Raw genomic sequence first — 26439 nt, 5'->3', positions numbered from 1 at the left:
AAATAAGAGCAGGATTTTAGGATTTGCAGGATTGACAAGATAAACTTTCCAACGTTGCAACCTTTTAACCTCGTAAGAATATAAAACAAATAGGAGCAGGATTTTAGTATTTGCAGGATTGACAGCATAAACTTTCCAACATTGCAACATTTTAACCTTACAACAATATTAAACACAAACACACAAATGAAACATCTAATTTTAAAAGCAGTAATGGTAAGTGTACTTACTTTTCTGGCAGCAGGAAGCTTAAAAGCACAAGACGAAAATGTTAAGGATAGTGTTAAACGCAAAAAGTTCGAAATTAACTATGGCGTAGGGATTGCTATTGGCGAGAAAAAAGATAGTACCGGTAAGGTAGATCAAAATAAAGGCCGTTTTATTGGAGGTGTTACCTTTACCCGTTTAGACATTGGTTTAACAAAATTGGTAGATAATGGTAGTTTATCTTTATCGGCAGCGAACAATTTTTTAGACTATAAACCTTGGAAAACAAGCACCGTATCTTTCGATATCTTGCAGATGGGCTATAGGTTTAATAGCCACTTTAAAGTTTATTTAGCGGGAGGTTTCGATTGGACACATATTCGATTAGACCAAAATATTACCATCAAGAAAAATGCACCTATTCTAGACTACGATGTAATTACCGACGCTACTTTTAGCAAAAACCGTTTCTCTGCCAGTTATGTACACTTTCCTTTAAACTTTGAATTAAGAACAAAAGAAAACAATCATGGCAAACGCTTTAGGTTTGTATTTGGGCCAGAGGTAGCTTTCTTATTAGATGGAAAAGTAAAACAGATTAGCGAGAAGTACGGCAAAGTAAAAGTTAACGATGATTATCATTTCACCCCATTTCGTTATGGTGGTACAGTTAGAGTTGGGTACGGAGGTTTAGGCTTGTTTGCTAAATATTACGCTAACGATATGTTTGATACCGATGCTCAGAAAGGACTTAAAAATATGTCGTTTGGTTTAACATTTGGATTGAATTAAAGCTAAAAGCATAAAGACTAAAGCTGAAAGCTAAGTCGAACACATACAACCCACAAATAAAGCCAATCCTGTTTCTGTAAAAAGAGGCAGGATTTTTTGTTTTTAGTCAGCTTAGTTCATTTGTTCATTGCTTACATGTGCAATAATCGTACTTCGTAAATCTAAAATCGTAAATCAAAAGCCTTATCTTTATACCGTGAGCGAACAAATTTTAAGCATACAGCATTTAACCAAGCAGCATCAAGCCGAGCAATTATCGGGTGTTTCCAATATCAGTTTCGATATTAATAAAGGCGAGATAGTAGCCGTTATTGGAGAGAGCGGTAGTGGCAAATCAACCTTGTTAAAATCTATTTATGGCTTATTAAAGGTTGATGAAGGTGAAATCATTTTTAACGGTAACCGTGTAAAAGGCCCCGATGAACAACTCATTCCTGGTCATGCTGAAATGAAGATGGTGACGCAAGATTTTTCACTAAATATCTACGCTAAAGTTTATGAGAACATTGCTTCGCAGCTTTCTAATACCAACGTAGCTTTAAAACAGCAGAAGACTTTGGAAGTGATGGAACACCTTCGAATTACACCGCTAAAGAATAAGCGAATTATTGAATTAAGTGGTGGCGAACAACAACGTGTAGCCATTGCCAAGGCTTTGGTGAGTGATACAAAAGTGCTGCTGTTAGACGAACCTTTTTCGCAGGTTGATGCTATCCTGAAAAACCAACTGAGAGCTGATATTAAACGCTTAGCTAAAGATACTGGCTTAACCATCATTATGGTTTCTCATGATGCTACCGATGGCTTGTTTATGGCAGATCGGTTGGTGATTTTAAAAGAAGGAAAGTTGTTGCAAGAAGGCAAACCTAGAGGGGTTTATAATGAGCCAAGCAGCACCTATACTGCAAAAATGTTAGGCAACGCGGTAGTGCTGTCTAAAAAAGAAGCACAACAATTAGATTTGAAAGTTACTAAAGAGCAGGTTTGTTTTTATCCAGAATGGGTAGAGCTAAAAGCAAGTTGGTCGGCAAAAAAATTTAATGTAAGAGATATTTACTATAAAGGTTTTTATGATGAGCTGCTATTGGAGAGAAATGGCGTACACATTAGAGCCTTACAGTTAAACAGTGGTGAGCATAAAAAAAACGACCAAGTTTATGTAAACATTGGCCGTTTTTTAGAATTTTAAAAATGCGTTAGTTCGGTTCGTATTCTGACGGAACCACTACAACTTTTACTAATATTTTATAATTTGGAGCTATACTATTAGATAGATTGTTAGTGTCCTGTACATCAAAGCTAATTCCTCCATTAAAGAGCTCATAACTATAGGCACTATAATTAAATGTGTAGGGTAGTTGAATAAAGCTGCTAGGTGTAACTGGGTGTTCGAAATAAACCATTACACCTTCATCTTCTAAAGTTATACCATCAAATTTTTTGTTAAGCCATGTTGCTGTATAGCTGCCATTTGGATTAATTTTCCAATCAGATGGCCTAATTTCGTAGTTATAAGTTTTTGCTTTTAACTCTTGTGTAATGTAAGTGTCTTTCTGGCATGATACCAAACCTAGTGTGGCAACGCAGAGTAGGAGTAGAGTGAATTTTTTCATTGTGTGTGAGTTTGCTTTTAAAGGTTATGAAGCTATCATGAATAAATCATGATGGTTTCATTTGGTATTGGTTTAATTGTTTTGCGAAACTCCTCTTGTGCAAAGGATATTTCAATTCAATTTTATTGGTGTGTTGTTAAGCATATATCAAAACGGTTGCCAAAAACATATAAAAGTTGTTGTCCAAGTAAAAAAATAATAAACAAAGTGTCGGAAGTTTTGTTTTTCGCTATTTGAAGCAGTTTTTTTATCGTATTGTAACAAGAATATAGTTCGTTAAAATTTCTGTTTTTGAGAATTTCTGCTATCCAATTGCACAGTTTTTTGGAAAGCGAAGCTCTTGTAAAATAAAATAGGAGACAATAAATTGCCTCCTACCTACATAAATATAAAAAGTATGGAAAAGTTTCTTTGTTCGCCACAGATGCACAGATGGTTTAAGATTAATCTGTGTATTTGTGGCTAACTTTTAAACCAAATACTCAAACAAGGTTGCATCTTGGTTCAGCTCTATTACATCAAACTTAAATTCTTTTAAGCGCTGTAAAATACCAGCATAATCTTCTTTGTTTGCTAATTCGATACCTACCAAAGCAGGGCCGTTTTCTTTGTTTGTTTTTTTAATAAACTCAAAGCGGGTAATATCGTCTTGTGGTCCTAAAACCTCGTTTACAAACAACTTTAAAGCTCCTGGGCGCTGCGGAAAACGAACAATAAAATAATGCTTCAATCCTTCGAAAAGTAAAGACTTTTCTTTGATTTCCTGCATACGCTCAATGTCGTTATTACCACCACTAACCACACATACTACCGTTTTACCAACAATTTGGTCTTTTACCTGTTCTAATGCAGCTACCGACAAAGCACCAGCAGGTTCAACTACTATCGCATCTTCGTTATATAGTTTTAAAATGGTGGTACAAACCTGTCCTTCTGGAATTAAATAGGTAGAACTTAACAAATCACTGCAATATTTGTAGGTAAGCCAACCCATTCTTTTCACAGCAGCGCCATCTACAAAACGTTCAATATTTTCTACCGTAACGGGTCCCCCATTTTTTAAAGCTTCACTTAATGATGGTGCACCCATAGGCTCTACACCAAAAACCTTAACGCTAGGTTTTACGGTTTGCAGGTAAGCCGTTACACCAGAGGCAAGACCGCCGCCGCCAACCGGAACAATAATGGCATCCAAATCGGGTAAGTCCTGATAAATTTCCATCATCACGGTAGCTTGTCCTTCAATTACTTTTTCATCGTCAAAAGGCGGAATAAAAGTGGCATATTTTTGTTCGCTGTAAGCTAAAGCTTCCTTTAAACAATCGTCAAAAGTATCACCAACTAAAACAACTTCAATGTTGTCGCCACCAAACATGTTTACCTGCTTTATTTTTTGTTTGGGCGTAATCTCTGGCATAAAAATAACCCCTTTAATACCTAGTTTCTTGCAAGAATAAGCTACACCTTGTGCGTGGTTGCCTGCACTAGCGCATACTACGCCATTTTTTAATTGGTCGGCAGTTAAGCCACTTATTTTGTTGTAAGCACCACGTAGTTTATACGAACGTACAATTTGTAGATCTTCTCTCTTTAAATAAATATTTGCATTGTATTTTAAAGAAAGCCCTGCATTAAACTCTAGTGGAGTTCTTTTTACAACCCCTTGCAAGGTTGCAAATGCTTGTTCAAAATCGAAAGTATATGCTGTTGTTGTTTCCATGCCCAAACCCCTAAAGGGGATTTTATTTTTTATAATTTATTTTTTGAAAAGCAGTTTTAGTTTTCCATCGGTTACCGTAGCCCTGCTATGCGTTGTAAGTTTTTTTGTCGGTCTGTCATCCTGAGCCTGTCGAAGAATTTTCATCGGTTACAGATGCTTCGATAAACTCAGCATGGCACTCAACGATTGTTTTTGCTAACAAAAAAACTTTTCACTACTATCAGGTTTAGTTAATTTAAGGTAGAAGAAATATTAAAAAACCTCCCCCTTTAATTCCCCCTCCAGCGGTGGACACATGTCAGTTAAGCAAATTGTATATCCCCCTCTCCGAGGGGGCAGGGGGAGGAAATGAAATTCTACCACCCTTATTATAGTTTTTTACCTCGTCACCGCTTTAAGCTTCCCGCCTAAGCAGGAATGATGATGGGAAAAATTAACCCAACTTAGTGGCTAAATGCAAAGTCATTAATTGGTTTAAATCATCATCGTTGATGCCCTGTTTCCTATCAGCTAAGTTTAAAAATGCAGTATAAACTACAGCCAATTGCTCTTTATCTAAGCTGTGGCCTAATCTATCTAAGTGATGTTTTAACGCATGTCTGCCGCTTCTTGCCGTTAATACAATGGTTGCATCTGGGAAACCTACATCTTCAGGTCTAATAATTTCGTAGTTTTCACGGTTTTTTAAGAAACCATCTTGGTGAATGCCCGAGCTGTGCGCAAATGCATTGGCGCCAACAATAGCTTTGTTAGGTTGTACAGGCATGTTCATTTGGCTGCGCACTTGATGACTGATTTCGTAAATACCTTGGGTGTTGATGTTGGTATGTAGCCCTAGGGTTTTGTGCGTTTTCAAAATCATGACCACTTCTTCCATGGAAGTGTTACCAGCACGTTCGCCAATACCGTTAATGGTACATTCTACCTGACGGGCACCGTTCTGTAAACCAGCAATAGAGTTAGCTGTAGCCAAACCTAAATCGTTGTGGCAGTGACAAGAAATAATAGCTTGATCAATGTTTTTTACGTTCTCTTTTAAGTAAAGAATTTTAGAGCCGTATTGGTCTGGTAAACAATAACCGTTAGTGTCTGGAATGTTTACTACCGTAGCACCAGCAGCAATTACAGCCTCAATCATTTTGGCTAAATATTCAATATCGGCACGGCCAGCATCTTCTGCATAAAACTCCACATCCTCTACATACTTTTTAGCATATTTTACAGCCTCAATGGCACGTTCTAAAATTTCTTCTCTAGTACTGTTAAATTTAGTTTTAATGTGCATATCAGAAGCACCAATACCAGTATGGATACGAGGTCTTTTTGCATAGCGCAAAGCATCTGCAGCTACATCGATATCATTTTTATTAGCTCTGGTTAAAGCGCAAATAATAGGGTCATTAACGGCTTTAGAAAGTTCAATTACGCTATTAAAATCGCCAGGGCTAGAAACAGGGAAACCTGCTTCAATCACATCTACGCCTAGTAGCTCCAACGATTTTGCGATTTCAATTTTTTGAGGAGTGCTTAACTGGCAGCCTGGCACTTGCTCGCCATCACGCAAGGTGGTGTCAAAAATGTGTACTCTATTCGGATCGTGTAACATAATACTTAAATTAAAAAGTAAAAATTCAAAAGGCAAAAGCCTGCTTACTTCTTTACTCTAGGTTGCTAACTTTTTTAATTTTATCTCTTTATTTTATTAAACTCAAAACTTTATTTCCCATTTCTTGAGTGCCCAATACTTTAGCCCTGTCAGTAGTTTTATCGGCGATATCACCAGTTCTATAACCGTCTTTTAAAGCTTGATCAACTGCGTTTACTAAAGTTTTTGCTTCTTCTGTTAAGCCGAAGCTGATTTCTAACATTAAGGCAGCAGATAGGATAGAGGCTAATGGATTGGCTAAGTTTTTACCTGCAATATCGTGTGCCGAACCATGGATTGGCTCGTAGAAACCAACGCCATCACCCACAGAAGCAGAGGCTAACATACCCATTGAACCTGCAATTTGCGAAGCTTCGTCGGTAAGGATATCTCCAAAAAGGTTAGCAGTTAATACCACATCAAACTTCTTCGGATTTTTAATCAACTGCATTGCTGCATTGTCGATAAACATATGTTCGGTTTCTACATCTGGATATTGCTTGGCAATTTCTTGTACGGTTTCACGCCATAAACGAGAGCTTTCTAAAACGTTTGCTTTATCTACCGAACATAATTTTTTACTACGTTGTTGTGCCGCTTGAAAAGCTTTGTGTGCAATGCGTTCTACTTCGTATCGGTGGTAAATCATCAAATCTGAAGCAGTATTTCTATCTTCCGAACGGTTCTTTTCTCCGAAATAAACATCGCCTGTTAATTCTCTAAAGAATAAAATGTCAGTGCCTTTTAAAATATGTGCTTTAATGCTTGATGCTTCTAGCAATTCATCAAACAACAAGATTGGGCGTAGGTTAGCATATAAGCCCAATTCTTTTCTGATTTTTAGTAAGCCTTGTTCTGGTCTAACTTTTAACGATGGGTCGTTGTCGTACATGGCATGCCCAATGGCGCCAAATAAAATGGCATCGCTTTTACGTGCTTTTGCTAAGGTCTCGTCAGGTAATGGATTACCAGTTACTTCAATGGCGGCATGTCCCATTAATGCTTCATCAAAGGTAAATTCGTGACCAAAGTTTTTAGCTACTTGCTCAAGGGCTGCTTTTCCCCATTGGGTTACTTCTTGGCCAATGCCATCGCCAGGTATTACTAATATGTTTTTCTTCATTTATTCTTTTATATTTCTTAACGGCATTCAAGAGGGCTGCGCCGTTTTTCATTGTGTCTATATTTTGAGCGTATTGTTTATTACTATTTCGTCATTTCGACCTTAGGGAGAAATCTAGCATCAAGAAATTGGGCATAGGATTTCTCCTCGTCCCTCGTTCGAAATGACGGGTTATTTAAGGGTTCTGCTACACGCTTTCTAATTCTTCTTTCTGTGTATAAATATCATTAAGTATTACCTCGCCTTTGTTCAGCAAAAGCTGATGTGTTAAGTTTTTGGGTAATTGGTCGTCGCTGTGCGAAACGTAAATTAAGGTTCTGTTAGTGGTGCACAAACCGTCAATTAAGGTGTTAAACTGAAGCGTTTGGTATGCGTCTAAACCTTGGCAAGGCTCATCCAATACCAATAATTCTGGGTTTTTAATTACTGTTCTGGCCAATAAAACCAAACGTTGTTTGCCTAATGGCAAAGCTGATAGCAAGTCGTTTTTATTGGCGGTTAAGCCGAAATACTCGATGAGTTCATCAACCTGTGTACGTTTATGCCAGCCAATTTCTTTGTACAGGCCAATACTATCAAAAAAGCCAGAGGCGATGCTTTGCCAAACCGTAGCATTAAAATCGAAGTACCAATGTAATTCTGGAGAAATTAAGCCTATGTGCTGTTTAATGTCCCAAATGCTTTCGCCCGAACCACGTTTGTTGCCAAAAAGATAAATTTCATTGGCGTAAGCCTGTGGATGATCGCCGTTAATTAAGCTTAACAAGGTTGATTTTCCAGAGCCATTGTGGCCTTGCAATAACCATTTTTCGCCTGCCTTAATTTCCCAGTTTACGTTTTTGAGTACTTGCTTTTCGCCGTAGCTGATGTTAACATCAACAATTTTAATTAGCACCTCGTTGCTTGATGGCGGTGCTTGGTGTAAAAATTCGGGAATAGGACGATCTTTAAGTACGATTTCGTTTCTGGTGCAAAAAGTGAAATGTTCCTCTAATTGTCCGTCAACTATTTCGCCAAACCTGTTAATGCAAGCTGGAATTTCGGTTTCATTACTAACCAAGATGATTTGAACACCGTTATAGGTTATCTCATCTAACAAGTTATTAAGGTTTTGGCGAGATTGAATATCTAAACCGGTGTAAGGCTGGTCTAGTAGCAATAGTTGCGGTTTTAACCATAAAGCTTTGACCAATTGCAACTTTTTATGTTCGCCACTTGATAGCTCAATAAGTTGCGCATTTTTAAGAGCTGCAAAACCTAGCGCTTCTAAAATCGGCTCTGCTTGGGCTAAAATAAGATTGTTTTCTTTGGCGTAATGCGCTAATTCGGCATTAACAGTTAAGGTATCTTGTACTTGTTGTACATTGTAGCGCTGTTGGTAATAAAAATTGGCAACGCCTTCTACATTTTTGAATTGATACCATTGGGCAATGTATTGGCAGACGGATTTGGTATCGCTTTGCTCGTTAAAGCTGACGACAATATCTTCCGTACTTTTTTCTATACCAGCAATTGCTTTTAATAAAGCGGTTTTTCCACTTCCGCTAGTGCCAGATAAGAGCCAGTTTTCTCCCTTTTGGATAGTCCATTCCAAATCCGTTAACACGGTTTTGTTACCGTATTTTAAGTTAAAGTTGGAAATTTGGACTATTGGGTTACTCATTTCTTAAGTCGAAAGTATAAAGTCTTCGGGTGTCACTTTTTAGTGTTAACTACAATATTTTAGGTTGATACACTCTATTTTGCTCGTAGGTTTCAATCAAATCTGTTTGGCTGCGAACAAAATCAATGTCATCGTAACCGTTAATTAAACAAGACTTTTTGTAAGGATTGATTTCGAAATTTTCTTTAGCGCCTGTTGCCTCAATGGTAACGGTTTGTTCTTCTAAATTTACAGTTAATGTCGAGTTGGCATCTTTAGCAACTTGCGCAAAAATTGCAGCTAAAAATCCTTCGCTTACTTGGATGGGCAACAAGCCGTTGTTTAGTGCATTGCCTTTAAAAATATCAGCAAAGAAACTACTTATCACTACGTCAAAACCTGCGTCTTGAATGGCCCAAGCGGCATGCTCTCTGCTACTGCCACAACCAAAGTTTTTACCCGCAACCAATACTTTTCCACTGTAAGTTAGGTCGTTCAGTACGAAATCTGCTTTAGGCGTATTGTCGCTATTGTAACGCCAATCGCGGAAAAGGTTTTCGCCAAAACCTTCGCGGGTGGTGGCTTTTAAAAACCTCGCCGGAATAATTTGATCGGTGTCTATATTTTCAATCGATAATGGTACAACCGATGAACTTAATGTTTCAAATTTTTTCATACCCCTTAATCCCCTAAAGGGGAAATTTTCTGTTAATATTTTTTACTTCTTCCAAAAGCCCCTTTAGGGGTTTGGGGTTACTTTTTAATCGCTTTTATTCTCAATCTTCTATAATCCGCAGTCCATTCACCATCTTTAAAATGTGTTGGTTTTAGAATGCTTACGGCTAAATCTGTTACTGCTTTAGCTTCTTCCTCATTAAGGTTTACAAAGGCATGCTGCGCAAACTGATTGATCCACTTGAGCATGCCGTCTTCACCAACTAACTTGGTTGGCCTGTCGAACAGCCAAATTTGCGCTGCTTCGAAACCTGTAGATTCTAACAAAGTAGCATAATGACTAATGGAAGGGAAAAACCAAAAGTTGGAAATTACCCTGTGTTCAAAGTGTAATTGTTTGGCGGCATCTTCTATCGCATCGATAATAGATTTGATATTTCCTTTGCCTCCAAATTCGGCTACTAAACGTCCGCCGTGTTTCAAACTTTTGTAAATGCCACGCAATAATCCTTTTTGGTTTTCAACCCAATGGAAAGTAGCGTTGCTAAATACGGCATCGAACTCACGGTTGTAATCTAAAGCAGCCGCATCTTTTTGCTCAAAGTGTATAGCGGGATAGCTCTGCTTAGCTAGTTCAACCATATCGGCAGAAGCATCTATACCTAAAACTGTTGCCCCGATTTCCTGTATTTTAGCTGCTAAATCTCCAGTTCCACAACCAATATCTAAAATATTTTCGCCTGCTTTGGCATTAAGCCATTGCAAAACGTCCGCTCCGTAATCAGATACGAAATGATGTTGTTCGTTGTAAAGCTTGCTGTCCCAATGTATTTCTGGCATAATGCTCGTTTTTTAGTTGTTTTGTTGGTTAGTTTTTTAGAATTTAGTCGTTAATCCTTGCTCTTTATTCCTTTATCCTTTTACCTTTTCATAGTGCTCTACTGTTGGAAATGGATCATAAAAATGATGCAGTAAAGCTTTCCATTCCTGATATTGGGCAGAGCCTCTAAACCCTACTATATGCGCTTCTAAATCTGTCCAATTCACCAAGAGGATATATTTGGCAGGATCTTCAATACATTTTTGAAGCTGATGCGAAATGTAACCTTCCATGCTGGCAATAATTCGCTCTGCTTTAGCAAAAGCTATTTCAAACTCTGCAGTTAGGTTTGGGATTACATTTAATATGGCAACTTCTAAAATCATATTTTAATTGTTGGTTGGTTTTTTAGTTGGTTAGTTTTTTGGATTAGACTTCAATGTATCTAACTGACCACTGACCCCTAATCCCTAAGCTTCCAACAACTCCCTTACATCTGTAATTTTACCGGTCACAGCAGCAGCAGCAGCCGTTAATGGACTTGCTAGCATTGTTCTTGCGTTTGGTCCTTGGCGGCCTTCAAAATTTCTATTCGAGGTAGAAACGCAATATTTTCCTGCTGGGATTTTATCCTCGTTCATTCCTAAACAAGCCGAGCAACCCGGTTCGCGTAATTGGAAACCAGCCGCTTCGAATACTTTATCAATACCTTCTGCCTTTGCTTTTGCCTCTACTTGCTTAGATCCCGGAACAATCCAAACTTCTACGTTATCTGCTTTCTGTTTGTCTTTTACAAACTCGGCAACGGCACGTAAATCTTCAATACGAGAGTTGGTACAGCTACCAATAAAAACATAATCTACAGGTTTGCCCAATAAACTTTCCTCATCGGCAAAGCCCATATAGGCTAAAGCTTTTTTGTACGATACTTGCTCGGTTTCAGGTTGAGCAGCAGTTGCTGGAATATGGTCGGCAATGCCGATACCCATTCCAGGATTGGTACCATACGTAATCATTGGCGCAATGTCAGCAGCATCGAAAGTTAGCACGCTATCAAATTTCGCATCAGCATCGCTGTACAAAGTTTTCCAGTAAGCTAAAGCCTCGTCCCATTTCTCGCCTTTTGGTGCAAACTCTCTGCCTTTAATATATTCAAAAGTAGTTTCATCTGGAGCAATTAAACCACCACGAGCACCCATTTCGATACTCATGTTGCAAACCGTCATACGAGCTTCCATGCTTAACGAACGGATAGCCGAACCTGCAAATTCTACAAAGTAGCCCGTACCACCAGCTGCAGAAATTTTAGAGATGATGTAAAGGATAATGTCTTTAGCACCAACACCTTTACCTAACTTGCCGTTAACTTCAATTTTCATGGTTTTAGGCTTGCTTTGTTGCAGGCATTGTGTTGCAAAAACCTGCTCTACCTGCGAAGTGCCGATACCAAAAGCAATAGCACCAAAAGCACCATGTGTTGAGGTATGGCTATCGCCACAAACCATGGTTTTTCCTGGTAAGGTAATGCCCAATTCTGGGCCAATTACGTGTACAATACCTTGAAAAGGATGGCCTAAACCGTAAAGTTCTACGCCAAATTCAGTACAGTTCTTGGTCAACATATCTACCTGATATCTCGAAAGTTCTTCTTTGATAGGCAAATGTTGGTCTAAAGTAGGAACGTTATGGTCGGCAGTAGCTACCGTTTGTTTCGGGCGGAAAAGCCCTATGCCACGTTTTCTTAAGCCGTCAAAAGCCTGAGGCGAAGTAACCTCGTGAATTAAATGCGTATCAATGTATAAAATATCGGGAAAGCCTTCTTCACGCTTTACTACGTGGGCATCCCATATTTTTTCTACTAATGTTTTAGACATCTTGTTATAAATTGTTTTTAGTTAACCCCTCCCAGCCCTCCCCTAAAAGGGAGGGCTAGTATAGAGTTTATTTTGTTTGTAGCAAAAATGTAAATTTCACTACGAATTTGCGTAAAGCATTACCAAATTTCCCTTTAGAGCCTGTCCCGATTATTCGGGAGAATTTAGGGGTTATGCCGTCTTAATCGACTTCATTGCAGTCATTGCTTTACGTAATTTTCTACCTACCACTTCTACTTGGTGTTCACGTAAAATCTCGTTGATTGCAACTAATTCAGCGTTATCAACCGAACCATCTTTACCTTCGTTAAAGTTTTTGCCTACTAAATCAGTATCAACAGTTTTCATAAAATCAGTTAATAAAGGCTTACAAGCTTGGTCAAATAAGTAGCAGCCGTATTCTGCCGTATCAGAAATTACACGGTTCATTTCGAACAATTTCTTACGGGCAATGGTATTAGCAATTAGTGGCGTTTCGTGTAGCGACTCGTAGTAAGCACTTTCTGGTTTAATACCAGCCTCAACCATTGTTTCGAAAGCCAATTCAACACCAGCTCTTACGAAAGCCACCATTAGAGTATAGTTGTCAAAGTATTCTTGCTCGCTAATTTTCACATCACCAGCAGGTGTTTTTTCGAAAGCGGTTTCACCAGTTTCAGCTCTCCATTTCAATAAATTAGCATCGCCATTAGCCCAGTCAGCCATCATGGTGCTTGAGAACTCGCCGCTCATGATATCGTCTTGGTGCTTTTGGAACAACGGACGCATGATGTCTTTCAATTCCTCAGAAATTTTGAAAGCTTTTACTTTAGCCACATTGCTCAAACGATCCATCATACCGCTTACGCCACCGTGTTTCAAGGCTTCGGTAATTACCTCAACACCATATTGTACCAATTTAGAAGCATAACCAGCGTCAATTCCTTTTTCAATCATTTTGTCGAAAGAAAGAATAGAACCCGTTTGCAACAAGCCACACAAAATAGTTTGCTCGCCCATTAAGTCAGATTTTACCTCAGCCACGAAAGACGATTTTAAAACGCCAGCTCTGTGGCCACCAGTACCCACGCAGTAAGCTTTAGCTTGTGCCAAACCTTTACCTTCAGGATCGTTTTCTGGGTGTACAGCAATTAACGTAGGCACACCAAAACCTCTCAAATACTCGGCTCTAACCTCCGAACCAGGGCATTTAGGCGCTACCATAATTACCGTTAAGTCTTTACGTACTTGCATGCCTTCTTCAACAATGTTAAAACCGTGAGAGTAAAGTAGGGTAGCACCTTGTTTCATTAGGGGCATAACTGCATTTACTACAGCTGTGTGTTGTTTATCTGGGGTAAGGTTAATCACCACGTCAGCCGTAGGAATTAGCTCTTCGTAAGTGCCCACTTTAAAATTATTGTCGGTCGCATTTTTCCAGCTATCTCTTTTTTGCTCGATAGCTTCCTTACGCAATGCATAAGAAACATCCAAACCACTATCTCTTAAATTTAAACCTTGGTTTAAACCTTGTGCGCCACAACCTACAACTACCAGTTTTTTACCTTTTAGGGCGTTTACGCCATCTAAAAACTCATCGTTGGCCATGAAATCACATACGCCTAATTGGTTTAATTTTTCTCTAAGTGGTAAGGTGTTAAAATAATTTGCCATTTTTCTATTTAGTTTTTGTGATACACATTTTGCGCATCTACGGATTTATTGTTTATGTTTTTATTTTTTCCTTCGGTTTGATCACACAGATGTTGTGATTTCACCGATATTATACTATTCGTCTTTGCTCTTTAATCCTTGCTCTTTATTCTTGTAAAGCATGGTTCTTTGCTCTTCGGTTATTGCTGTCCCGCTTTTTGCTCTAATTCCCGATGAAACCTGTGAAACAAGCAAGCATACAATTGAAAATAACAACCTGCTATGCTTAAATCGGGATATTTCCGCTTCAATCGGGTTTAGTTTTTAACGGTTGTAGGTTATACGTTTGAAGTTATACGTCTTGTAAAGTAACGTATAACGTAATACCTAAAACTTACAACTTCCTTCTACATCGTAAAAATCTTCTCGCCCTTATCCAAGAACTCGTTTTCTACACGCTCTTCACCTGGTTCATCAGCTTCAAATTCTTTCAGCTTTTCGTGGAAACCAGCGCTATCCTTAATAATTGCTACCCTTGCCGAACGCACAAATTCAATCAGTTCGTAAGGCTCCAGTGCTTTTACCAAAGCATCGGTTTCTTCTTTATGGCCAGTTACCGAAAAAACAGTATAATCTTTACGGATTACCACCGCTGTTGCACCGTACTGTCTCAATAAACGCTCTACCGTTACTTTCTCGGTAATCTCTTCTGTAGAAACCTTGTAAAGTGCCAGTTCTTGCCAAATTACTTCGCTGTCTGTGTTAAAGTACACTTTTAGTACCTCAACTTGCTTCTCAATCTGACGGGCTAATTTCCTTACCACTTCGTAACTTTCGTTAATTAAAATGGTAAAGCGGTGTATGCCCGCAATTTCCGATGGAGAAGTATTTAAACTGTCGATATTAATTTTTCTTTTCGAAAATATAATCGAAATACGGTTCAATAAACCAACCCTGTCTTCAGCATAAACTGTAATGGTGAAGTCTTGCTTACCTTCGTAAGAGGTGTCGCTAGGTGTATATTTTATGGTGTCGTTACTCATTTTTATGGGATTAAGGATTAAGGAACAAGGAATAAAGATGAAGGACTTTCGTCTTTGGTCTTTTATCTTTGCTCCTTATTCTTTGCTCTTTTATCTTAATTATTTTAATCTAATTTCGCTTACGCTGCAACCTTGTGGTACCATTGGGAAAACGTTATTTTCTTTACCTACCATTACTTCTAAAAGGTACGAGCCTTTGTGGTTAATCATGGTCTCCAATGCTTTCTTAAGTTCAGCTCTTTGGTCAACCTTGCTAGCCTCAATGTAGTACGACTTAGCCAAGGCTACAAAATCAGGGCTGGTAATGTTCACAAACGAATAGCGTTTATCGTGGAATAACTGTTGCCATTGGCGTACCATGCCTAAGAACTGGTTGTTTAAAATCAAGATTTTCACCGCTGCACCGAACTGCATAATGGTACCCAATTCCTGTGGGGTCATTTGAAAACCACCGTCGCCAATAATGGCTACAACCGTACGCTCTGGCGCACCGTATTTAGCGCCAATAGCTGCTGGCAAACCAAAGCCCATGGTGCCCAAACCACCAGAAGTAACGTTGCTACGGGTTTTGTTAAATTTTGCATAGCGGCAAGCTACCATTTGGTGCTGACCAACGTCGGTTACAATTACCGCATCGCCACCAGTAAGCTCGTTTAACGTACGTAGTACTTCGCCCATGGTCATTTCTTCTCCAGTAGGGTATAACTCTGGTGTAATTACTTGATCTATTTCCTGTTGGTTGTAATCTCTAAACAGCGCAACCCAAGCTTCGTGCTTACTTTCTTTTACGAAATTTGTTAAAATTGGAAGAGTTTCTTTACAGTCGCCCCAAACTCCAACTTCGGCTTTTACGTTTTTATCTATTTCAGCAGGGTCAATATCTAAGTGAACAATCTTGGCTTGTTTGGCGTATTTATCTAAACGACCAGTTACGCGGTCATCAAAACGCATCCCAATAGCAATAATTACATCTGCTTCGTTGGTTAATACGTTTGGCCCGTAATTGCCGTGCATGCCCAACATGCCTACGTTTAGTGGGTGGTCTGTTGGTATAGCGCCTTCGCCCATGATAGTCCAGGCAGCAGGAATACCAGTTTTCTCAATAAATGCTTTAAATTCTTTTTCTGCATTTCCTAAAATCACCCCCTGACCAAACAATACAAAAGGTTTTTGAGCACTGTTAATCAATTTTGCAGCTTCTTCAATAAGCGCTACCCGTACTTTGGGCTTAGGCCTGTAACTACGGATGTGGTTGCATTTTGTGTAAGCTTCAAACTCTTCGATTTGCAATTGCGCATTTTTGGTAATGTCAATCAAAACTGGGCCTGGTCTGCCACTTCTAGCAATGTAAAAAGCTTTTGCTAATACTTCGGGTATTTCTTTGGCGTCAGTAATTTGGTAGTTCCATTTGGTTACTGGCGTGGTAATGTTAATTACATCGGTTTCTTGGAAAGCATCTGTACCCAAAAGGTGCGCAAATACTTGTCCGGTAATACAAACTAAAGGCGTACTGTCAATTTGCGCATCGGCTAAACCAGTTACCAAATTAGTAGCGCCTGGGCCGCTGGTGGCAAAAGCAACACCAACTTTTCCGCTGGTGCGGGCATAACCTTGGGCCGCATGAATGCCGCCTTGCTCGTGGCGTACCAAAATATGTTCTAGTTGATCTGCGTAATCGTAAAGTGCATCGTAAATAGGCATAATTGCACCGCCTGGGTAGCCAAAAATGGTGCTTACGCCTTCCTCAATAAGTGCATTTAACAACATTTGCGAACCCGAACCTTTAAAGGTAGGGGAGCTTGTTGTTGCCTTTTTTGTAGCTGTATCTTGTAAGGTTTCCATGGTTTTATGTTTTATGAATGGAAGTTTTCGGTTTGGATTAATTTTTTGGGCTAAAGGTTAAGCTTCGTCAGTTACACAACCTCCAGCAGCATCGCTTACTGTTTTGGCATATTTGAATAATACGCCCTTGCTGACTTTCAGTTTTGGCTGTTGCCATTTCGCTCTACGCTCGGCAATCACTTCATCACTAACTTTTAAGTTAATTTTATTGTTTACGGCATCAATTTCAATAATGTCATCATCTTCTACTAAGCCAATTAAGCCGCCTTTGTAAGCTTCTGGTGTAATATGGCCTACTACAAAGCCGTGTGTGCCACCAGAGAAACGGCCATCAGTAATTAATGCGATAGATTTTCCCAAACCTGCACCAATGATTAATGAGGTAGGTTTCAACATTTCAGGCATTCCTGGTGCACCAACAGGACCTTCGTTTTTAATTACCACGACATCACCTGGCTTAATTCTCCCTGAAGAAATTCCAGCTACTAAATCTTTTTCTCCATCAAATACACGAGCCGGACCTTCAAATCTTTCACCTTCTTTACCAGAGATTTTCGCTACAGAACCTTTTTCTGCTAGGTTTCCGTACAAAATTTGTAAGTGACCAGTAGCTTTAAACGGCTCTTCTAATCTTTGTACAATCTTTTGATCGTAATCGATAATCGATTTAACATCGGCTAAGTTTTCAGCAACTGTTTTTCCTGTTACTGTTAAGCAGTCACCATGTAGTAAACCTTCATTTAACAAATATTTCATTACTGCTGGCGTGCCACCATATTGTTGAAGATCTTGCATCAAATACTTTCCACTTGGCTTGAAGTCAGACAACACTGGGGTGATGTCACTCATGCGTTGGAAATCGTCTTGAGTAATTTCTACACCAATGGCTTTCCCAATAGCAATAAAGTGCAGTACGGCATTTGTGCTACCACCTAAAATGATAATTAAACGGATAGCATTTTCAAATGCTTTTCTCGTCATGATATCAGAAGGTTTAATGTCTTTTTCTAATAAGATTTTAATGTATTTTCCAGCGTCTAAGCACTCGTTTTTCTTTTCATCGCTCACGGCTGGGTTCGAAGAAGAGTAAGGTAGGCTCATGCCCAAAGCCTCAATTGCCGAAGCCATGGTATTTGCCGTGTACATGCCACCACAAGCACCAGCACCTGGGCAAGTATGTTTAATGATGCCTTGGTAATCTTCATCTGATAAGTTACCACAGATTTTTTGGCCCAAGGCTTCGAAAGCAGATACGATGTTCAATTCTTCGCCTTTGTAATGCCCCGGAGCAATTGTGCCACCATAAACCATAATTGAAGGACGGTCTAAGCGTGCCATTGCCATAATGGCCCCTGGCATATTTTTATCACAGCCCGGAATGGCAATTACACCATCGTAATATTGGCCACCACAAATGGTTTCAATACTGTCGGCAATTACATCACGACTAACCAACGAGTAACGCATGCCTTCGGTTCCGTTGCTCATGCCATCGCTTACACCAATGGTATTAAAAGTAAGACCTACTAAATCGTTGTTCCAGACACCTTTTTTTACAATTTGAGCTAAATCGTTGAGGTGCATGTTGCAGGTATTGCCATCGTAGCCCATGCTGGCAATGCCCACTTGGGCTTTTTCCATATCGGCATCGGTTAAACCAATTCCGTAAAGCATGGCTTGTGCTGCGGGTTGTGTAGGGTCTTGCGTAAAGGTCTTACTGTATTTATTTAATTCCATTTGTATTGTTGTTTGTTCTGTTCAATTCAAAAAAAAACCGCCTCTTTTTGGGAGGCGGTTTCGCTATAGTATCTTTTTCATTATATACAACGATGGCCTTCCCCCTGATGAGGAATTAGGATAATGTTGTTAATAATGACTGTGTTTAAAAGCATGTTGTTCTTTTTCGAACCCAAACATACTAACAAATTATCAAGAAGAGAAATTAAATGATCACTTCATAATTTACTTTTTCTAATACGAGATTTTTATAGGCTCGTTGTAAAGTAGCACCAATACTATCTCTCCATCTTTGTCTGTAAACGGTTTCGTCTATGGTATGGATGCCTACCACTTCTACCGCTGTGCCGCAAAAAAATGCGCCATCTGCTTCTTTTATAAATTCTACCGTAATCTCTTTTTCAATTACTTCGATGTCTAGTACCTTGCAAAGCTCTATAATGGTAGCTCTGGTAATGCCGGGTAAAATGTTGCCTTTTGCTGGGGTGTATAACTTTCCGTTCTTTTCGATAAAGACGTTTGCTCCCGGAGCTTCGGCTACTAGGCCTTTTGCATCTAATAAAAGCGCTTCGTCGAAACCATTATTTTTAGCATCGGTAGTGGCCAAAATAGAGTTTACATAGTTGCCGCTAATTTTAGCCTCAATCTTTATCGATTTCGGATTTGGACGCTCAAAAGGGGAAATGCAGACCTTTAGCTGCCTGTCGCCAAGGTAAGCTGCCCATTCCCATGCGCAAATCATAATTGCGGTTTTTTCTGGAGCTACCAAAGTCATTTGTGGTTCGCTAAAAACCAACGGACGGATGTAGGCGTCTTTTAAATTATTTAGTTCGAGCAGTTTGTAAGTTTGTCTAATTAAGTCTTCAACATTCCAGGTAAATGGAATGCCCGTTAATTCGCACGAACGTTTTAAGCGCTCAAAATGCTCTCTGGCCTTAAAAATACGCGTGGCATTGTGGGTTTTGTAAGCCCTAATGCCCTCGAAAGCTGCAAAGCCATAATGTAGCGACTGGCCGTATAAATCGGTTTTCGCTTCGTTGGCTTTTACAAATTGGCCATTTAGATAAATTACTGTGTTCGAATTGTAATAATTCATTTTCATTTTTTATTTATGTTGGCTTCATTGGTAATGAAGCTCCCGTACTAACGAGATAGGTGTCATGATTACAGCAACCATGACGGTTATTTTATTTAAAAAAAGCGCCCCATTTTTTGAAGAAAGGGACGCTTTTTAGACATATTATATAATTTATAACGAACCCTTGCATTGTTTATATAGCAGTACACGAAGTAGTAGTGTCACATTGAAATTGACGCTATTGTTTACTTTGTATGTGGCAACTAAATTCATGCGAATTAAAGGGTTGGGTTTTTACGTGTTTTTATAAATACCAATTTAGTATTTGGTTCAAAAAATAGCAATAGGTAAAATGAAAATATTTTATTTAGAATATAATTTTGTTTTTTGTTTGTTTTTAGAGTTATTGTTTTGTTTAATGCGGTGTTTGTCTGTTGGAATATGGTATAAGATAGACCAAATATGAAATTGGTATTCGGTATAGATGTTATGCTTGCATTGTAATTTTGACGAATTTCTGCGTAAAAGTGAGGGGTGTTGGGAAATAGTTTGAAAAAAAACAACTGATAAAGTACTTTTTGAAAACCTTCCGTAGCCCTTACAAACCTAAAATCTAAATTGGGCTTGTTGCCGAAATTCAGTATTGTAAATAACGTGAATTATGGATATTTTTTACTGAAAAATAACATCTTAGTCGTACACATGGTCTTTCCTGCCCTTACCGATGTATCGGTGCAAGCTATGCCGGGCATTGGCAGGTACTTTTATTCGATTGGTTTTATTATTTTCTTTTGCTCTCATGCATGCTTCCCCAAAAGCACCCAAAACCGAAGTTTGCTGAGCTCATCAGCTTTGCTGATAAACTCTCGGCTACCGATTAATAGGTACAAGTTGCGCCCTTTGCTTTGAAGCTATTACTACAGCAATTACAACGCTACCGCAAAGAACAAGACCGATTTTAAGCTAATTTAACGGTTTTTACTGGGGCTTGAGATAATTTCCTAATCTAAAAGCCCCATAATTCACGTCAAATACAGCAGTGCGATATATGATGAGGAAAAGGAAGATGAGTTTATGTCGGTATTGTTTATGTATTGCTGTTTTCCAGTATGGAGACCTTGTTTTTTAAGAGGAGTTGTAATGTTGGGTATTAGATTATTTTCTAAGCTTTCTTACTTCTTCTGCTAAATCTGAAATAATTTTAGTTAAATCTAAGATAGCCTGACTTTTAGTTTTGTCATCTTCTATCAGTTTTTCTAAAAGATCGGCTATTTGTTTATTCTCTTGATAGTTTATGTTTGGTTGGTAATGTTGCGAATGACTATGGTCTTTGGCATGGCCATTATAGGTATTGCTGTTGTTTTGTATGTTGTAAATGGCTTTTTCTTCATTAAAAGAACGAATAAATTCGATGTTTACTCCTAACGCTTTGGCTAGTTCTTGAAGTGTTGGTTCATCGATAGACCACTGGTTTTCAAACTCGGAGATGCGTTGTTGCGAGTAATTTGCTGGGCATTTGGCGCCTAATGCTTCTTGTTTTAAACCTATAATTTCACGAATACGCTTTAGGTTTTTTCCTTCATGTATTTTTTCTTCTTGAAATGCGATATTCATTATTGTGCCATTTACATCGTTAGGAGCCCTAAACTATTTTATAGCATTGTAAAACCTTTTAAGTTGCTGCTATTGGCTAAAGATACAATTATTTTAATAAATGATGTTTGTAAGGGTTTAAAGTAGGATTATAAATTGAAACCAATGAAATAGAAGTGAATTCTGCACTTCATTATTACAAGTCTTAGCACAAAGACCCGACTTGTGCTTTATAGCGCAGTATAATGCAAAGCAAACCGCGTAAACACAGCAGTTACATCTATAAGACTTGTACCAAATGAGGAGATTTAAGTTGCTTATAATTGCTCGCTAATGGTTTTATCTATCCAAAAAACGGTATTGGTTGCTAGGCCTATGGTGCTAAATTTAATCAAACCATCTTTTCCTACTACTAGGTGGGTTGGATAAGACTTCACGCCATGTTTTTCTGCATAGAACCTGCCATTAGGAATGATATTGTAATTAAATGGCGAAAACCTTAAGAAGTTTTTTAAAGCCACTTCGTCGTCTAGCGCAATGGCAACAAATACGACATTTTTATGCTCTTTGTATTTTTCTGCCAAATCGTTTAGTTCTGGTATTTCATGCTTGCATGGCGGGCAATTGATAAACCAAAAATTAAAAACCACCACTTTGCCCGTATCTTTTTTAAAGTCGAACTTTAAGCCGTCTAAAGTCTTCATTTTATCAAAAGAAAACTTTTTGCCATCTATAAAAACGCCGCTTGTTCTTGGCTTAGGAAGCGTTGCTGCATACGCTTCCTTTTTTCTTTTCTTCTCCGCTTTCTCTTCTTCACTCATTCTGTAAAGTAAAAATGTAGCATTTTCCTCTCCCACAACTTTAACAGATCTTATGGCATATTCTCCTGTTTGCAATAACTTTTGCCATATGGCGTATTGGTAAACATTGCCTGCATCATCTTTAACAATAGTATTTTCGTCTGGCCTATTTGTTTTAGTAGTAGTTTGTGCATAAAGAAAACCTACGCTCGCCCAGAAGATCAACAACAAAAAAATCTTTTTCATAGTTAAACAGTTTGTTGCACTAAATATACTATAAAAAACTTTGGATTGTCAAACGCTAATCGATTAATTCAAAACCTGTTAATGCTTATTTATGGTAAGGAGTGCAGCTCTTTTCTTTAGTAATTTATGACGTCCAGAAGAAATAATTACACTCCCTGAACCAAGTCTTTCACTCATTTGCTGCCTAACAAGTGGAAAGGCTTGGACTAGTTGTAGGTCTGGTGCTTTAACGTTCGTTCTGTCTTTTTTTAAACAGAACTGAGTGTGCTTTTCAGTTCACCTGCGCAATCATCCATGCTGCGCTACGCTTGTGTAAAACATAGTCAAAGGCATGCTGCGCACTTTCTCTTTGACACATGGACTCCGTTCGCAGGCGGTGAGCAAAGGCATTTGCATTTAATGATACAATCTGCTAATTTAGTTAAACTTAAGCGCTCAATTCTTTCAATTACATTTCGTAAAGCTTTAGAGTGGTAAGTAAGTTGAATTACACAGATACGGCCTATTTTGATTGGAGTTGTATAGTACAAACTACGCAAATAAATTTTAATGAGTAAATATCCTAAACTAAAAAAAATGATTGTTCGAAATTTTCGAGCAATCAAAAATGATGTTGAAGTTGAATTAAATGATATAGTAATTTTAGTCGGAGCAAATAATGCGGGAAAAAGTACAATACTAAAAGCGTACGAAAATGCAGTCAAATCGGAAAAATTAACTTTAGAAGATTTTCATAATTGTGTAATTGACGAAGATCATTTACCTGAAGTGGAAATTATCACAATTGTTGATAAGGATACTGCTCCAAAAATAGAACAATGGTGTGAACCTTTTGAGAATGACACTTTTCTCGTAAAAGAAAAATGGACTTGGAAAAAAGTTGCAGATAAGCCAGAACGTGTCGGATATCGTGTGGACGCTAATAGATGGGCTACTGAAGCAGACAAACCAAGAATGCCTTGGGCAACAGATAATGTTGCGGGTTCAAAAAGACCAAGCCCACACAGAGTAAGCACTTTCGATTCTCCTGAAGTTCAATCTGAAGCCGTTAAAGATTTAATAAATACACTTCTTGAAGAAAAGGTCAAACTTTTTAAGCCTACTAAACAAACCGATGATTTCCCTTCACTAATCGGGAAATTTGAAAGCTTAAAAAAGGAATTTATGACTGCCAGCGAAACTGAAGTTGAAAAAATTTCAAAAGACATAACAACAATAATAGACAAAATCATACCTAACCATAAGTTTATTTTTTCTATAGATGAGGCATTAAAAAGTGATCCTTTTCAGATATTTGACCCAAAAGATGTTAGTATAAAGTTCGGAGAAGGAGAAAGACTTTATCCGTTACTAAATCACGGTAGTGGAGCTAGAAGAACCATTCTTTGGGCGATTCTTAAAAAACTTGCAGAAATGGGATTTGAAGCAAAGTCTGCTCCAAAAGGTAAAAAGTATGAAGCCGTAAAATCAACAGACAGCCATATATTATTAATGGATGAGCCAGAAATTAGCTTGCACCCATCCGCAATCAGGGAAGCTTGTAATGTATTATACAGTTTGCCAGAAAATAACATTTGGCAAGTAATGTTAACAACTCATTCACCAAACTTCATTGACCTCTCAAAAGACCATACAACAATTGTAAGAATCGAAAAATTTAACGAAGAAAAAATAGAAACAACTACACTTTATAGAGCCGAAGAAGTACAACTAACTACTGACGAAAAAGAAAATATTAAGTTTCTTAATCTTATTGATCCATATGTTTTAGAATTTTTCTTTGGAGGAAAAGTTATACTTGTTGAAGGTGATACTGAATACAACGCATTTAATTTTATAAAGGAAAAAGAAAAGGAAAATGGAAATGAAGAATTTGCAGACATTTTAGTAATTAGAGCACGAGGTAAAGTACAAATTTCTTCTTTAATGAAAATTTTGAATCATTTCAAAAAACAATATTTTGTTTTACATGATACCGACACTCCAAAAACTAAAAGACGGCAAACAAAAAAAGATTCTCAAGGAAAAAAATATATTGAGGAAATTGAAATTGTAAATCCAGCATGGACAAATAATAGCAAAATTGAAGCGAATATGTCAATTTATTCAAGAGTATATGCTTCGTTAATAAATTTTGAATTTGCGAATTTTAATGAAAACCTTTCTTCAGGCAAACCTGAAAATGCAATGGAAAAATTAAAGGATGCTGAATTTTACATAGCCATAAAAAAATTGCTCCAAGAAATTATTTCTGGCAAAATATCAACCGAAAATGTGATATGTTGGAGTAAAATTGAAGAATTAAAAACTTTTGTTGATGGTTACGAAAAAATTGAAGTAAAATAAGCCCAGCCCATAATACGGGTTTTGCGTCAGGCGGGCTGACGTACAAATTTTTAGTTAACTGCTCCCAATGAACTTTAGTAATAAATTGAAGCTTTGTTCTCCGAAACCCGCCAGAACGCAAAGCCCGAAAACGTTACCTATTATTTTAGAACTATGCCATTACAAGGACCTGAATCTGGAATAACTTGGAAGGATTATCAAATTTCAACACCAACTTTCCAGTTAACTTCAATTGAAAAGCCTGACTTCTCACCTTTTTTGGTTCACATGACAGGTAGAAATGAATTAATTAGTATTCTGAAGGGCGACAATGCACCAAATGGTGTAATAATTAAAGAAGAAAGTGGCTATTTGAAGAGTGTTATTCCCACATTTGACGGTAATCACAAATATTATAATTCACCGGTTGTCTGTTTTACAGAGTCACCGTTGTTTGCTATCGACTTCTTTCGTTATAGAAGTTTCAGACGATGGCAGCTTGACCAACAGTTCGGAATTGGTTTCGCTAAACATAACCTTATTAAAGAAAACGACGTTAGGCCTGTAGTTTATTTAGACAGTGAAACTAACAGTGCTCTGTTAAGACTTTGCAATAAAATAGAATCGGGTGATCTGAAAATTACAGATAAGGAACATAAAACAGTTGATTTTTCCCAAAGCCTTGCGAAAATAAAACCTCTGCTATTTCCATTATTAGAAGATAAGTCGTCTCAAGGTTTTATGTGGGAACGTGAATGGAGATACTCTAGTCCAGAAGGGATGATATTTCCTCATAGTGCGATAAAAGTAATTTGTTGTCCTCGTAATGAACGTCAAGAAATTGAGGAGATTTTAAAAGATTATTTGCAAAATATACAAATTGTTGAAAGTTGGAAAGAATATGACGATGTTGTTGAGTTTCTTAAAAGAAGACGACCTGAAATCCTTGACCTAGATGGAATTCAAAAAATTGGAGACTTAGCAATTTTACAAAAACTAAAGATTAATAACGAACAAACATTTAATACTTTAGAAGCGTACTATTCTGTCTTTAAGGAGACAGTAACGCAACTTGAAGGCAGAAGCATAACTGATACTTTAAATGACATTGCTAAAACTTCAAGAATTTTAAATGAAAGAATTACAAAACTCGAACTTGAAGAAGAAAAACGAATAGAATTAGAAAAAGTAAAAAATACAGGTAACAAAGTATTGCAAAAAGGAGGCTAAACGGCTTAGATCGAAACTTTTTATTAAATTTAAGCTGAGGTATTTCTATTGAGCAACAGTACTATTAGCCATAAAACAAACTGTAAACTGGAGGGCTAATTAAATATTTCAAATAAAGACTGTAATGAGATTAATAATCAATTAAAATAATTGAAATTCCAATTGATTTTCGAATGGCTATGTTTTTCCAATAAGTGTATTTTATCAATTATTTGTCTTCTGTGTTCAACACCAACGAGGAACAATCCGTTTTTACATTCATTGAACTTAACGCACTTATAGATATTTCGAATCATCTCATCATTTCGAATATCAAGTACATTTAGCCACTCTTTATAACGTTGATTTAATGTATCGTTGTTTAAACTATTTACTATTTGTTCCTCTAGTATATCTATACGTTTGGATAAATATGTCCATTCATTGCTATTTAAGTAACTGAATCCTTTCTCTTCAGAAGAAAGTTGACGTTTTATGCATAAATCCCTATATTCTATGCTATAGTTTACGAAAAGGTTTACCATAACTCTGTAGTCGTTCTTAATAAATTTATCTGTTATTTCATCTGTTTCTGCATCCACTGGAAAATGGGTTGCAGGATATCTACTCAAGTATCTTTTGATTGTTCGCGTTTCTAAAGAGTCTTGACGCAATCCCTTATACACAGCCTCAAACTTGCTAGGTGGAATTTCCTCAAAAATTACATCCGGCGATATTTTTTCGATAATTTGATAAAGGGCATCTGAGGTACATAGACCATTTTCTTGGTGTCGGGTAGCTATTAACCTGAACTCGATTAATA

21 protein-coding genes are annotated in these 26439 nt (G+C 37.8%); 4 read left to right on the top strand and 17 right to left on the bottom strand.

The window, feature by feature from the left end:
• Window positions 1–186 precede the first annotated feature (186 nt).
• Both B3I52_RS01150 and B3I52_RS01145 read left to right on the top strand, forming a co-directional pair.
• Window positions 187–999, top strand: a complete 813-nt coding sequence (locus tag B3I52_RS01150; protein WP_293297632.1) for an outer membrane beta-barrel protein — start codon at window positions 187–189, stop codon at window positions 997–999.
• Window positions 1000–1195: 196 nt separating this feature from the next.
• On the top strand, window positions 1196–2188 hold the full coding sequence (locus B3I52_RS01145; protein WP_293297630.1) for an ABC transporter ATP-binding protein: 993 nt from the start codon (window positions 1196–1198) through the stop codon (window positions 2186–2188).
• 7 nt (window positions 2189–2195) lie between these two features.
• Here B3I52_RS01145 and B3I52_RS01140 read toward each other — a convergent pair whose 3' ends face one another.
• The 16 genes from B3I52_RS01140 to B3I52_RS01065 all read right to left on the bottom strand — a co-directional run bounded on the left by B3I52_RS01140 (window position 2196) and on the right by B3I52_RS01065 (window position 22082).
• Window positions 2196–2612 (bottom strand): hypothetical protein, encoded by a 417-nt coding sequence (locus B3I52_RS01140; protein ID WP_293297627.1) that lies wholly within the window; start codon window positions 2610–2612, stop codon window positions 2196–2198.
• A gap of 469 nt (window positions 2613–3081) precedes the next feature.
• A complete protein-coding gene (gene ilvA, locus B3I52_RS01135) occupies window positions 3082–4332 on the bottom strand; it encodes a threonine ammonia-lyase IlvA (RefSeq protein ID WP_293297624.1) in 1251 nt (416 codons plus the stop codon).
• 433 nt (window positions 4333–4765) lie between these two features.
• Window positions 4766–5938 carry a 2-isopropylmalate synthase gene (locus B3I52_RS01130; RefSeq protein WP_293297621.1) on the bottom strand — a complete coding sequence of 391 codons (1173 nt, stop codon included), beginning with the start codon at window positions 5936–5938 and terminating at the stop codon, window positions 4766–4768.
• An 88-nt stretch (window positions 5939–6026) separates the two neighbouring features.
• Window positions 6027–7100 carry a 3-isopropylmalate dehydrogenase gene (leuB, locus tag B3I52_RS01125; RefSeq protein ID WP_293297619.1) on the bottom strand — a complete coding sequence of 358 codons (1074 nt, stop codon included), beginning with the start codon at window positions 7098–7100 and terminating at the stop codon, window positions 6027–6029.
• Window positions 7101–7287: 187 nt separating this feature from the next.
• Window positions 7288–8763 carry an ATP-binding cassette domain-containing protein gene (locus tag B3I52_RS01120; RefSeq protein ID WP_293297616.1) on the bottom strand — a complete coding sequence of 492 codons (1476 nt, stop codon included), beginning with the start codon at window positions 8761–8763 and terminating at the stop codon, window positions 7288–7290.
• 49 nt (window positions 8764–8812) lie between these two features.
• Window positions 8813–9418: a 3-isopropylmalate dehydratase small subunit gene (gene leuD, locus B3I52_RS01115; protein ID WP_293297614.1), complete on the bottom strand. Its 606-nt coding sequence runs from the start codon at window positions 9416–9418 to the stop codon at window positions 8813–8815.
• A gap of 77 nt (window positions 9419–9495) precedes the next feature.
• A complete protein-coding gene (locus B3I52_RS01110) occupies window positions 9496–10257 on the bottom strand; it encodes a class I SAM-dependent methyltransferase (protein WP_293297612.1) in 762 nt (253 codons plus the stop codon).
• Window positions 10258–10329: 72 nt separating this feature from the next.
• Window positions 10330–10623, bottom strand: coding sequence for an antibiotic biosynthesis monooxygenase family protein (locus B3I52_RS01105; protein ID WP_293297609.1), 294 nt, complete (start codon window positions 10621–10623; stop codon window positions 10330–10332).
• A gap of 84 nt (window positions 10624–10707) precedes the next feature.
• Window positions 10708–12111, bottom strand: a complete 1404-nt coding sequence (gene leuC / locus B3I52_RS01100; protein WP_293297606.1) for a 3-isopropylmalate dehydratase large subunit — start codon at window positions 12109–12111, stop codon at window positions 10708–10710.
• Between the two features lie 171 nt (window positions 12112–12282).
• On the bottom strand, window positions 12283–13764 hold the full coding sequence (ilvC, locus tag B3I52_RS01095; protein WP_293297604.1) for a ketol-acid reductoisomerase: 1482 nt from the start codon (window positions 13762–13764) through the stop codon (window positions 12283–12285).
• A gap of 386 nt (window positions 13765–14150) precedes the next feature.
• Complete coding sequence (ilvN, locus tag B3I52_RS01090; RefSeq protein ID WP_293297602.1) at window positions 14151–14786, bottom strand: acetolactate synthase small subunit; 636 nt, start codon at window positions 14784–14786, stop codon at window positions 14151–14153.
• 99 nt (window positions 14787–14885) lie between these two features.
• Window positions 14886–16628, bottom strand: a complete 1743-nt coding sequence (gene ilvB / locus B3I52_RS01085; RefSeq protein ID WP_293297599.1) for a biosynthetic-type acetolactate synthase large subunit — start codon at window positions 16626–16628, stop codon at window positions 14886–14888.
• Between the two features lie 57 nt (window positions 16629–16685).
• Window positions 16686–18365 (bottom strand): dihydroxy-acid dehydratase, encoded by a 1680-nt coding sequence (ilvD, locus tag B3I52_RS01080; protein WP_293297597.1) that lies wholly within the window; start codon window positions 18363–18365, stop codon window positions 16686–16688.
• Window positions 18366–18570: 205 nt separating this feature from the next.
• Window positions 18571–19467 carry a branched-chain amino acid transaminase gene (locus B3I52_RS01075; RefSeq protein ID WP_349678668.1) on the bottom strand — a complete coding sequence of 299 codons (897 nt, stop codon included), beginning with the start codon at window positions 19465–19467 and terminating at the stop codon, window positions 18571–18573.
• 1131 nt (window positions 19468–20598) lie between these two features.
• On the bottom strand, window positions 20599–21057 hold the full coding sequence (locus B3I52_RS01070; protein ID WP_293297594.1) for a helix-turn-helix domain-containing protein: 459 nt from the start codon (window positions 21055–21057) through the stop codon (window positions 20599–20601).
• A 296-nt stretch (window positions 21058–21353) separates the two neighbouring features.
• Window positions 21354–22082 carry a TlpA family protein disulfide reductase gene (locus B3I52_RS01065; RefSeq protein WP_293297591.1) on the bottom strand — a complete coding sequence of 243 codons (729 nt, stop codon included), beginning with the start codon at window positions 22080–22082 and terminating at the stop codon, window positions 21354–21356.
• A 549-nt stretch (window positions 22083–22631) separates the two neighbouring features.
• On the opposite strand from B3I52_RS01065, the gene B3I52_RS01060 reads away from it, so the two are divergent.
• Window positions 22632–24428 (top strand): ATP-dependent nuclease, encoded by a 1797-nt coding sequence (locus tag B3I52_RS01060; RefSeq protein WP_293297588.1) that lies wholly within the window; start codon window positions 22632–22634, stop codon window positions 24426–24428.
• A 153-nt stretch (window positions 24429–24581) separates the two neighbouring features.
• Window positions 24582–25637 carry a hypothetical protein gene (locus tag B3I52_RS01055; protein WP_293297585.1) on the top strand — a complete coding sequence of 352 codons (1056 nt, stop codon included), beginning with the start codon at window positions 24582–24584 and terminating at the stop codon, window positions 25635–25637.
• A 137-nt stretch (window positions 25638–25774) separates the two neighbouring features.
• Here B3I52_RS01055 and B3I52_RS01050 read toward each other — a convergent pair.
• Window positions 25775–26439: hypothetical protein (locus B3I52_RS01050; protein ID WP_293297582.1), on the bottom strand; the 665-nt coding region annotated here is incomplete at its 5' end.

Origin of the sequence: Pedobacter sp. UBA4863, assembly GCF_002399615.1 — a bacterium.
Taxonomy (GTDB): domain Bacteria; phylum Bacteroidota; class Bacteroidia; order Sphingobacteriales; family Sphingobacteriaceae; genus Pedobacter.
Note: the sequence above shows the minus strand (reverse complement) of the source record. Positions and strands in the feature narration are given on the sequence as shown.